This window comes from Haliscomenobacter sp. (assembly GCF_040403615.1).
Lineage (GTDB): Bacteria > Bacteroidota > Bacteroidia > Chitinophagales > Saprospiraceae > Haliscomenobacter.
In genome coordinates this window covers 1-10,829 of sequence record NZ_JBBAKG010000155.1, presented here as the reverse complement: position 1 = coordinate 10,829, position 10,829 = coordinate 1, and the positions used below count along the sequence as shown (strand labels likewise).

Below are 10,829 nucleotides of genomic sequence, written 5' to 3'. Positions count from 1 at the left end.
CCCCAAAATCAGGTGATTGGGCTTGGCGGGGTCAAAATGCCCGAGGGGCAAATAAGGATTAACCCGAGGGGATTGCAGCTTATCGCCATTTTGGATGCGCAAAATTATGGCCAAAGCGGGAACGGTATCCTCGTAATTTGGCAAGCGCAGCACGCCAATCAATTTGACCTTGCGGAATTGCAGGTATTGTTGGGTAAAAATCTGCTTTTGTTGGGGATCGGCAGCATGGGTTTCCAGACCCAAGACAGTTCCGTCCGGTTGCGTTTCAAAGGTCTTGGAAAAATACCCAGCCTGAAGATCCGGTGATTGGCTGGTATCCGCTTTTGAATCGTAATAGGCATCAAGTGAATAACCATTCCAATCTATTTCCTGACCGGGAGCAGCCAGCCAAATGCCTTGTTTCATCTGCCTCAGGATCGAATCCGGCACAAAATAAGGGCCAACTATGCCAATGGCCAGTCCACGGGGATTGACCAATACGGCATTGCCAAAGGGAAGACGAATGACTGTATTGGCCAGGCCATTGTGCTGTGCTGTTTTGATTTTTTCCAGTGGAAATTGGATTCCTGCAGATTGCAGTTGACTTTGCAGGGTGTGAAGCTGATCGATGCTCCAAAAGCCTTCTTGAGCGGATAAAAAAAGGGAATTACCCAAAAAAAGAGATATGCCCAAAAAAAGAACAAGCAATAAAAATGCCTTCATGTGTTGGTGATTTCGAATGAGAACAAGTTCAAAATTTCAGACCTGCTCTTACAACGCAATTTTACTTGTTTTCACCAACATTTGGAAAACAAAAAAAGCCAGTTCTGCAATAGAACTGGCTTTGTACCGAAGAAGGGACTCGAACCCCCACGCCCGAAGGCACACGCACCTGAAGCGTGCACGTCTACCAATTTCGCCACTTCGGCATTTTTCGATTGTCTTCGAACTAAATCGAAATCGAAAGGAACAATTTTGTGGTACCGGAGGCGGGACTCGAACCCGCACACTGTTGCCAATACTGGATTTTGAATCCAGCGCGTCTACCGATTCCGCCACTCCGGCGGTACCTAATCATGAACCAGTGATTGAAAAAATGGATTCGTTAACCCTTTTTCGCTCAGCGGTCGGCAAATGTAGAAAGGTTTTCTTTTATGCGCAAGAGGTATCGCTTTTTTAAATAAAAATTTTTGATGGTATTTAGTTCCACTTCGTTTGAAGTTTCTTCCAAATACCCCTGAATAACGGGATCCAGTTCAACTTGCAACTCCTTTTCTTTGGCTTCAACTTCCTGTTTTACAGCGTCCAAAACTTGTGGATCGAAATCAAATTCCAATTCCATCAGCTGCTCGTTGATGTCCATCATGTCCATCAAAAAATTTTGAGGAATTTCATTTTTCCCTTCCACCAGCAAGCCTTTTTCCTCCAGGATGTACTTCATCCTTTGGTCAAAGTCACTTAAGGTGCGGTAGGCTTCGTTGTTGAGGCTGGAGAGTTGCAGAATTTCCGCTTGCTTTTCAGGAGTTTCCAGGGTGTAAAAATCAGGATGAAAACGCTTGCTGTTGCTCAGGTAGCGTTTGCGCAAGTCTGCTTCATCGAGTTGGAAAGCTACGGGAAGTTCAAAAAAATCGAAAAATTTCATAGCGGAAGCTAAGTAACGCAGAAAAATTAACTTCCCGATTTTGGGTTTTGAATAGGAAGCCGAACGGTTCATTTCAAGTGAGCTTTCTATTCAAAAGCCTCTAAAAAAATCGGGAAGTAATTTTTTGCGTCATACTAAAAGAAGATTGATGCCCAACTCACCATACCAGTAAATTGGGCACCAGTTTATTGAAATATCCTGAAAATATCCAGGCCATTGGCAAACAGCACCAGACCTATCACGATGATGAAGCCTACAATGGTGGCGTATTCCATGAATTTATCGCTGGGTTTGCGGCCAGAGACCATTTCAAACAGCAAGAACATCACGTGACCACCATCCAGGGCAGGAATCGGCAACAGGTTCATGAAGGCCAGGATCAAGGACAGAACCGCCGTCATTCGCCAGAAATGCTCCCAGTCCCACACATCTCCAAACATCTTGGCAATGGAAGTAAATCCGCCCAGGCTCTCAGAAGCTTTGATCTTGCCCCGGAACATTTGGCCGAAGGCTTTGATTTGATCCCCCAAAAAAGAAACACCTTTATTTACCCCTGCCGGAATGGCCTGGACTAGAGAATAATCCTTGCGTTCAAAAATGAATTCCTTGTTTGAGTTTCCAACCCCAATTTTTCCGTTTTCGGTAGTGGTAAGGGGCACTTCAAGGGTATCCAGATTGCGTAAAATGGTCAGTTTGATGGGTTTGCTCTTCAGTGGAGCGACAATCCGGGTAAACTGATGGTAGTACTCGGTTGATTTGCCATTGACTCCAATGACGCGGTCTCCTTTTTGAAGTTTGGCTTTTGCCGCAGGCGTTTTCGGGGCCACGGTATCAATGACGAAAGGCAGTCTGACACCATATAGGCCCTCGTCCTTACTTGCATAGCTCGACAGAAGCTGCACAAATTTGGGATCAATCTGAAGCATCATTTCCTTGCCATCGCGTTCGATGGTCAACTTTTTGGCATTGTTGATTACGATTTCGCGGCGCACCTGGTTATCGCCAAATTCTTTTAGCTCCTTCCCTTCGATGGCCAAAACGAGGTCGCCATCGCGCAAGCCCATTTCTTTGCCAAGTTTGCTTACCGCGATTCCATATTTTGCATTTTGGGTAGGCAAAAATTCTTCACCCCAAGTCCAAAGTACCATCGCATACAAGAAAAAGCCCAGCAAAAAATTGACAGTAACCCCTCCAAGCATGATGATCAAGCGCTGCCAGGCTGGCTTGGAGCGAAACTCCCAGGGCTGTGGCGGGCCAGCCATTTGCTCGCGATCCATGCTCTCATCAATCATCCCGGAAATCTTGACGTAGCCGCCCAAAGGCAACCAACCAATGCCATATTCCGTTTCACCTTTGGTTATTTTGAAGAGGGAAAACCAGGGATCGAAAAAAAGGTAAAATTTCTCTACCCGGGTTTTGAACCATCTGGCAGGAAAAAAATGCCCCATTTCATGCAACACAATCAAAATGGACAGGCTCAAAAACAATTGTCCCGCCATAATCAAATAACCCATAATTCCTTTTTGATTTTATTTCGCAGTTGTTTAACATTGCCGGAGTATCTTAGGTTGTGGGGCAAAAATAAGTGTTTCATTTTTTAGAGCCAAAGGATTAGATAAGAAACTTGAAATGAACCGTTTACTCATCTAATCCTTTGGCAAAATGAAACACTTATTTTTTTATCGCCCCTAAGGTTGTCCACCAGTTGGGCAAATGTAATAAAATTTACCCTTTGGTGTTTAGCGCTCATTTGTCAAGACAACTGAAATTGGACTAAATGCCAATATTTTTAGTTTAATTTGCTTATGAACATCTTTTACGCATTCAATATTGTGGGTGAACTGCTGGAGTTTGACGAAGAAGAAACCCGGCATTTGCAGGTTTTGCGCTATGCCCAGGGGCGAGCCATCCAGGTGATAGACGGCAAAGGCAACTGGTACGAGGCAGAATTGCTGGAAATGGGGAAAAAGAAAGCCATTGCCAAGATAATTTCCCTCACCCAGCAAACAGAGCGCAAACCGTATCGGCTGCACCTGGCCATTGCTCCCACCAAAAACATGGAGCGCCTGGAATGGTTTTTGGAAAAAGCTACCGAAATTGGGGTGGATGAGATCACGCCCCTGGTGTGCAGGCATTCTGAACGGACGCAGGTGCGGACCGATCGCTTGGAAAAAATTTTGCTTTCGGCCATGAAACAATCGCTCAAAACTTTTTTGCCGCAGTTGAACCCTTTGACCCCGCTCAAAACTTTTTTGCCCGCGCAAATGGATTTCGATGGACAAAAATGCATTGCCTGGATCACTGATCCACCTGCGGCGCTGTTGCAACAAACTTATCTACGGGGTCAAAGCGTTATTGTTGTGATCGGCCCGGAGGGAGATTTTGCTCCTGAAGAAATCGAACAGGCCAAAGCTTGCAATTTCAGCCCCGTAAGCCTGGGAACCAGCAGATTGCGAACCGAAACCGCGGGCGTGGTGGCCGTGCATACCATTGAGTTGATGAACAGTTGACATTTTAAAACCTTCAATCAAAAAAAGGTACTATGCTATTTTTATTGCTATTGATGAATTTTATAACCCCCATCCAGCCCACGCCCACTCCAGCGGGCATGAAATTGGCTTTGCTGAAGTACAATGGTGGAGGCGACTGGTATGCGAACCCTACTTCATTGACCAACCTGGCGCGGTTTTGCAACCAAAACCTGGGAACAGGCCTCGATGCAGAATACGCCACAGTAGAAGTGGGCAGCCCCGAGTTGTTCAATTTCCCGTTCATCCACATGACCGGACACGGCAACGTGGTTTTTTCAGACATGGAAGCCCAAAACTTGCGGCAATACCTGATTGCAGGCGGTTTTTTGCACATCGACGACAATTATGGGATGGATCCTTTTGTCCGGGTGGCCATGAAGAAGGTTTTCCCCGAACTGGAGTTCACTGAATTGCCGTTCAACCACGAAATTTACCGCCAGAAATATACTTTTGCCAGTGGATTGCCCAAAATTCATGAGCACGATGGCAAACCGGCACGCGGCTATGGCCTGATTTGGCAAGGCCGCCTGATCAGCTTTTATTCCCATGAGTGCGATCTGGGTGATGGCTGGGAAGATCCTGATGTGCACAATGATCCTCCGGAGGTGCGGGCTCAAGCACTGCGCATGGGGGCCAATCTGGTGCAATACGCATTTCAGCAATAATTTTGAGTTGAAGGGTTGAAAAGTTTTGGAGTCTTTCCTGATGGAAAACTTTTCAACTTTTCAACTCATCAAGTTTTTCCTACATTTGCATTTGCAGAAACATTGGTCTCATAGTTCAACGGATAGAATAGGAGTTTCCTAAACTCTAGATACAGGTTCGATTCCTGTTGGGACCACGAATTTTGCTTCGCTTGGTGACAATATTTTGGCTTTTCTGTTGAAATAATTGGTTCCGATTATGAACGCTTTCCAATAATCAACCTCCCCTCTATTTCACTTTTGCCCCGAATCACCAGCCCCCTCTTTTTCTACGCCTGCTGCGCCAATTTTCCAACCCAGTATTTTCGTAAACTTCCCGATTTTCTGCTGCTTTTGGCCAGCTTGTTCCAGCGTGATTACATAGTCACCGGGAGCGACAGGGTTTTCTGCATTGCGCCGTCTTCCGCCTGTTGCTGCAGCCCGAAAATTCCAGATGAGCTCATTCAATCCTGCTTTGGGCAAGGTTTTCCAGGTACGCAGCACCTTGCCATTGATGTCTTTGATGCTCACTTGGGTTGAATCCGTGACATTCCGGGTGAAATAGCGGATGCAGAGGCCATTCGGTTCATTCGACGTGCGAATGTGGCGATTGCCGTACAGGTGGTAATTGGCGAATTGGGTGCCTTCCAAGCGCAGGGCTTTGGGTTCGATATCCAATAGATGGAAATTGGTCCTGGCCAATTCCGGCTTCCATTCTTGCAGCGGACTGATGTCGGCTACAAACACTCCTCGTCCATACGTGCCTACTACCAGGTCGTTTTCAAGCGGGTGGATCAGCAGGTCGTGTACCGGAACACTGGGTGGCATGTTGCTTTGGAAATGTTGCCAGTTTTCACCGCCATTCAAAGAAACGTAAACCCCTTTGTCGTTGCCGAGGTACAGCAGTTCCGGGTTTTTAGGGTCTTCATAAATCACGTTGACAGGTTTGTCTGGCAAACCAGTGGCAATCCGAGTCCAGGTCATCCCAAAGTCGTTGGTTTTGAATACGTAGGGCTTGAAATCGTCAACCCGAAAGCCGGTTTTGGTCACATAAGCCGTACCAGGGCGATGGGCGGAGGCAAATACCCGGCTCACCCACAATTCTTTGGGGCCACCCACGTCTATCAACGCTGCGGTACGCTCTGTCCAGGTATTGCCGTGGTCTTTGCTCACCCAAACCCGACCATCGTCCGTACCTACCCAAATCACGCCTGCTTGCAGCGGCGATTCAGCGATGGTGGTGATGGTACAAAACTGGATGTTCCCCTTGCCATTGATGCGGTGTGGGTGGTTGGTGGTCAAATCGGGACTGATTTCTTGCCAGTGGTCGCCTCGATCCAAAGAGCGCAGCAACACCTCAGCTCCGGTGTAAATGATCGAAGGGTTGTGTGGAGACAAGCGGATAGGCGGCGACCAATTCCAGCGGTAAGGTTTCTGGCTGGCCGGACGGCGGGGTGCAATATCCTTGCGCTCACCCGTCCATTGATCCACGCGGATGTGGTTCCCAAATTGTTCTTCGTTGTACACCCAGCGGTTGTTGCTGGGGTCGATCTGGTTGTACATGCCATCGCCGCCACCAACGGGCACCCAGTTCTCAAGGGTAATTTCACCCGACCAGGCGTTGCTGGGCCCTTTCCAGGAATCGTGGTCTTGCAGACCGGCGTAAATATTGTAGGGTTCTTCCATGTCCACCCCGATGGCATAAATTTCTCCGCCGGGAATGTTGTCGTAATAATCGCAGGTTGTACCGCCGTCGTAGCTGAGGTGCAAGCCGCCGTCGCTCCCCAGCAGCATCCGTTGGGGATTAAAGGGATCGATGTAAAGGGTACGTACATCGCCAAAAGCTTCGCGGAAAATTTTAGTGGTATCCGTCCATTCGATGCCTTTCCAGCTCTTGCCCCCGTCGTAACTGTGTTGGAGGTTCAACCCCGTGACGTAGACCTTTTGTGGATCCTGGGGGTCGACGCGCAGCGTATTGAAGGAGTAAGCGGCTTTGCCACCTACATTGTCTTCGGCGCGATTGGTTTTGCGCCAGGTCGCCCCGGCGTCATCGCTGCGGTAAACTTCACCGCCAATTTCGCGTTTTTGGGGTTCCCGCCCGGCGTCGGTATCGGCTTTGATTTCAGCCGGGAAGGGATCGCGCAGGTTCACATTTTCAATCACCGCATACACCACATTGGGTTTGCTGCGGCATACATCCAGGCCAATGCGTCCCAGGTCTCCAGTAGGCAGCCCCTGACTGAGTTTTTTCCAACTCTTTCCGGCATCAACACTTTTGTAGATTCCGGTCTCTTTCCCTCCGGTGATGAGTGTCCAGGGATGGCGGTATTTTTCGTAGGCAGCTGCATAAATGACGTTGGGATTGTTGACGTCCATCGCCAGATCCACAATTCCGGTATTGTCGCTGATGAAGAGGGCTTTGTTCCAGGTTTTGCCTCCATCGCTGCTTTTAAACACGCCGCGTTCGGGATTGGGACCAAAGAGGTGCCCCATGGCGGCCACATAAACCGTATTGGGGTCTTTAGGGTGAACCAAAATTTTGCCAATGTGCTGGCTCTCGGGCAAACCACAATGGGTCCAGGTTTTGCCCCCATCGGTACTTTTGTGTACTCCATTACCGCTGTAGGAACTGCGGGCGTAATACGAATCGCCAGTGCCTACATAAATCACGTTGGCATTGGAAGGGGAAACCGCTACTGCACCCAGTGCATGTACATCGGGGCTATTGAATACTGAAGTCCAGGTGGTACCGTTGTTGGTGGATTTGTACAGGCCAGCATTGCGGGTAGCCAGGTAAATGGTGTAAAGGTGTTCACTTTGAGGCTGTTCGGGTACAGCAATGTCCACGATCCAGCAGCCGGGGCGAAAGGGGCCGATGTTGCGGTATTGCAGTTTTTGAAACAGCTCGGTGGCCAGGTCATTTTGGGCAAAGAGAGATGTCAGCATCCCTAGGAGGAGCATGACAAAAGTAAATGTACGTTGCATAGACACGGTTTTGGACCAATGCCCTAAAGTAAGAAATCTTGTGAAAAGTGGAAGTAAGTATCGTCGAACAGCTGGATAAAATGAAATACGTAGTACAAATGGGGATTTTACGCCCCTCGAAAGCATGTTTTTACCCTAAAAAAGGCTATCTTTCTGTTGTTCTTGCAGTGAGTGGCGAAAAACACGTTACGAATTTATTTAATTTTTTTCACCCTTCACACCTAGTTTGGCATCACTTTTGCAAAAGACCCAACAGAATCCTTCGAGCAATTGGAGGAACACCGTTCAAACAAACATAGCATATGATGATTAGGACAAAGTTTTGCCTCATTTGGGCATTGCTGCTGCTGGGCAGTTTAGCCATCGCCCAAACCTTTACCCCTCTAAAGATAGAAGTAGAAACAGAAACAGGTTTACTGTCCAATCCCTGGGGAGGAGGGCTCAATTGTCCGCAATTGTCGGAAGCCGACCTCAACAACGATGGGTTGAAAGACTTGTATATCTTTGACCGCACCGCCAACCTGCACCTTGCTTATTTCCGGCAAGGCAATAAGTATGTGTTTGCACCGGAATTGACGGAGCATTTTCCAGCTCTAACCGACTGGTGTCTCCTCAAGGATTACAACGGAGATGGAATTACCGACATCATTGCCTACTCTGATATACCGGGAATCGATGGAGTGACGGCCTATACTGGATTTTGGCAAGGCAACAAGTTGGCCTTTAAGCGCTATCCGTTCAAAGGGCCGTTCAATTTAGCCTATTTCCCGTTGAGTAGCGGCGGCAAAGCCCAGGTTTACATCAGTCGAATTGACATCCCCGCAATTGACGATGTGGATTGCGATTCTGACCTGGATATCCTCACGTTTAATCTTTCCGGCGGTTATGTCGAATATTACCAAAACCTCTCGGTAGAAAAAGGCTATGGTCGCGACAGCATGATCTTCAAACTCTCCAACAACTGTTGGGGAGGCATGTACGAGGATGGGTTGAGCGCCAATATGAATTTGTCTTCAGGGCCAGGCAAGTGTTTTCAAACTGGAGCCAGCAACCCTTCCGTAGACTATCGCCACTCTGGTTCAACCCTCACCACCAACGATGTAGACAGTGATGGAGACCTCGACATTTTTATCGGAGATGTCTCCTTCAACAACATCAACCTACTGACCAATGGGGGCTCTTGTACCCAGGCCTGGTTCAACAAACAGGATCCGCGCTTCCCAGGAAATGACAAAGGTGTTGATCTGCCTATTTTTCCAGCGGTTTATATGGCCGACATCAACAATGATGGCAAGAAAGAAGCCTTGATAGCCCCCAACGAAAACAATGGATCTGAGGATGTCAATGTGTTGTGGGTATACGAGAACAATGGCAGCAAGCAGGTTCCTGAATTTAAGTTCAAACAAGATAATTTTTTGGTGGCCGATATGGTTGACCTGGGTACCGGTGCCTATCCAAGTTTCATCGATTACAACGCGGATGGTTTGATGGACATCGTAGTGGGCAATGGGGCCAGGTTTTTGCCACAAGGGCAACGCAGCATTGGTCTTACGCTTTTCAAAAACGTAGGCACCACCAAGGCTCCCCGTTTCAAAATAGTGGATCGCGATTGGTTGGGCATGAATCAGTTCAACCGCGAAAACTTTGCGCTGGCGCCCACTTTTGGCGATATGGACGGCGATCAGGATTTGGATATTCTGGTTGGGGCGGAGTTTGGACAAATGTATTACGCTGAGAATACGGCGGGCCCTGGCAAACCCTTGCAGTATGGCTTGTGGCAATCCAAATACATGGGCATTGACATTGGCCAGGGAGCAGTACCGCAAATTGTGGACTTGAATGGCGACAAGCTGCCCGACCTGGTAGTAGGCAATCGCAGAGGCAATGTGAGTTATTTCCCCAATACCGGAACGGTCAAGCAGGCTGTTTTTAAAGCAAAAGAAACCGATGCGCCCAACATACAGCGCATGGGTAAAGTAGACGGCACGACTGAAGGCAACTTCATAGGGTACAGCACGCCTTTATTTTTTCGTCAAAATCAAAGTTTACGCTTGTTGTTGGGTACAGAGAAAGGTGAACTTCGACTGTATGACAACATCGACAACAACCTGAACGGAACGTTTACCATTAGCGACAGCAACCTGGGAGGCATGCGCCTGGGAGGCCGCACCAAAGCCGACCTGGCCGACCTAAATGGTGATGGCTGGCTAGATATGATAGTCGGCAACCAGCGAGGAGGTTTGAGCATGTACAGTACATCATTCCGCAGCAGCCAAACCACGGCAGTACGGGAGCCATTGGCGAGTCAAACCTTGCTGCTTTCTCCCAATCCTGCCAAAGACTGGGTATCATTGCCCAGCATTGGAGAAATGGATGGCTTGCTGCACGTGTATGATGCTGCGGGCAGATTGGTGCACCAACAAAAAGTCAATCGTTTCAACAACAACCTCCAAATTGGCGACTGGATTCCTGGCATTTACATCTTCAAACTGAGTACCGAGGGCAAGGTTTTTGCGGGGAAATTGGTGAAAAGTGCGGAATAAATAAGGAACATTGCGCTTTTACTTCTTGATAAACATGAGTCATCCCGAATTTTGGGAGTACGAACCGCGAAAGCGGTTGAATTTTGAATAGCCCCGGTCGTCCGGGGTCATTTCGGTAGCAAAAGGTTTTGCAACCGCGGATGCGGTTGAATTTTTTGCTCAATTGAGTTCAACCACTGCCGTGGTTGCAAGCAATTTGACCTTACTATTTCCCCGGACGACCGGGGCTATTCAAAATTCAATCGCTCCGCGATTAGATTTTCTCCAGATTTTGGCTTTTCAAAAATTCGGGATGACTCATGTTAGACTTGCGCTTAGTTGCTGATCAGCACCATTTTGGCAGCATCCAATTTGGCAACTTCGCGGTAAAAATTACTGAATGCGCTGTATTCACTTGCCGGCAAATCCAGTGCTTCGATTTGCAAGCGCCGTTTGATGTTGATTTTTCCATCTTCCTGTTGAACAC

The 10,829-nt window shown here is 48.0% G+C and carries 8 protein-coding genes and 3 tRNA genes; 4 read left to right on the top strand and 7 right to left on the bottom strand.

What is annotated here, in order from left to right:
• The 5 genes from ABW391_RS27005 to rseP all read right to left on the bottom strand — a co-directional run.
• Positions 1-702 (bottom strand): S46 family peptidase (locus ABW391_RS27005; RefSeq protein ID WP_353485021.1); only part of this gene is annotated, 702 nt, incomplete at its 3' end.
• A gap of 124 nt (positions 703-826) precedes the next feature.
• A tRNA-Leu gene (locus tag ABW391_RS27000) sits at positions 827-908 on the bottom strand.
• 49 nt (positions 909-957) lie between these two features.
• Positions 958-1,044 (bottom strand) — tRNA-Leu (locus ABW391_RS26995).
• 55 nt (positions 1,045-1,099) lie between these two features.
• Positions 1,100-1,621 (bottom strand): iron-sulfur cluster co-chaperone HscB C-terminal domain-containing protein, encoded by a 522-nt coding sequence (locus tag ABW391_RS26990; RefSeq protein ID WP_353485020.1) that lies wholly within the window; start codon positions 1,619-1,621, stop codon positions 1,100-1,102.
• Positions 1,622-1,806: 185 nt separating this feature from the next.
• Positions 1,807-3,135, bottom strand: coding sequence for an RIP metalloprotease RseP (rseP, locus tag ABW391_RS26985; protein WP_353485019.1), 1,329 nt, complete (start codon positions 3,133-3,135; stop codon positions 1,807-1,809).
• 291 nt (positions 3,136-3,426) lie between these two features.
• Here rseP and ABW391_RS26980 point away from each other — a divergent pair, with 291 nt between their 5' ends.
• From ABW391_RS26980 to ABW391_RS26970, 3 genes are all read left to right on the top strand, one after another.
• On the top strand, positions 3,427-4,131 hold the full coding sequence (locus ABW391_RS26980; protein ID WP_353485018.1) for a 16S rRNA (uracil(1498)-N(3))-methyltransferase: 705 nt from the start codon (positions 3,427-3,429) through the stop codon (positions 4,129-4,131).
• 32 nt (positions 4,132-4,163) lie between these two features.
• Positions 4,164-4,817, top strand: coding sequence for a DUF4159 domain-containing protein (locus ABW391_RS26975; protein WP_502916356.1), 654 nt, complete (start codon positions 4,164-4,166; stop codon positions 4,815-4,817).
• A gap of 104 nt (positions 4,818-4,921) precedes the next feature.
• Positions 4,922-4,993, top strand: a tRNA-Arg gene (locus ABW391_RS26970).
• A gap of 97 nt (positions 4,994-5,090) precedes the next feature.
• Here the strand turns inward: ABW391_RS26970 and ABW391_RS26965 are convergent.
• Positions 5,091-7,820, bottom strand: coding sequence for a WD40/YVTN/BNR-like repeat-containing protein (locus ABW391_RS26965; RefSeq protein WP_353485017.1), 2,730 nt, complete (start codon positions 7,818-7,820; stop codon positions 5,091-5,093).
• Positions 7,821-8,122: 302 nt separating this feature from the next.
• Between ABW391_RS26965 and ABW391_RS26960 the strand changes: the two genes are divergently transcribed.
• Positions 8,123-10,363 (top strand): T9SS type A sorting domain-containing protein, encoded by a 2,241-nt coding sequence (locus tag ABW391_RS26960; RefSeq protein ID WP_353485016.1) that lies wholly within the window; start codon positions 8,123-8,125, stop codon positions 10,361-10,363.
• 314 nt (positions 10,364-10,677) lie between these two features.
• On the opposite strand, the gene ABW391_RS29645 is transcribed toward ABW391_RS26960, so the two are convergent.
• The coding region (locus tag ABW391_RS29645) for a DUF3858 domain-containing protein (protein ID WP_502916357.1) at positions 10,678-10,829 on the bottom strand (152 nt) is incomplete at its 5' end.

Coding starts and splice junctions, on each gene's coding strand:
- ABW391_RS26990 (WP_353485020.1), bottom strand. CDS start 1,621: ATGAAATTTTTCGATTTTTTTGAACTTCCCGTAGCTTTCCAACTCGAT.
- rseP (WP_353485019.1), bottom strand. CDS start 3,135: ATGGGTTATTTGATTATGGCGGGACAATTGTTTTTGAGCCTGTCCATT.
- ABW391_RS26980 (WP_353485018.1), top strand. CDS start 3,427: ATGAACATCTTTTACGCATTCAATATTGTGGGTGAACTGCTGGAGTTT.
- ABW391_RS26975 (WP_502916356.1), top strand. CDS start 4,164: ATGCTATTTTTATTGCTATTGATGAATTTTATAACCCCCATCCAGCCC.
- ABW391_RS26965 (WP_353485017.1), bottom strand. CDS start 7,820: ATGCAACGTACATTTACTTTTGTCATGCTCCTCCTAGGGATGCTGACA.
- ABW391_RS26960 (WP_353485016.1), top strand. CDS start 8,123: ATGATGATTAGGACAAAGTTTTGCCTCATTTGGGCATTGCTGCTGCTG.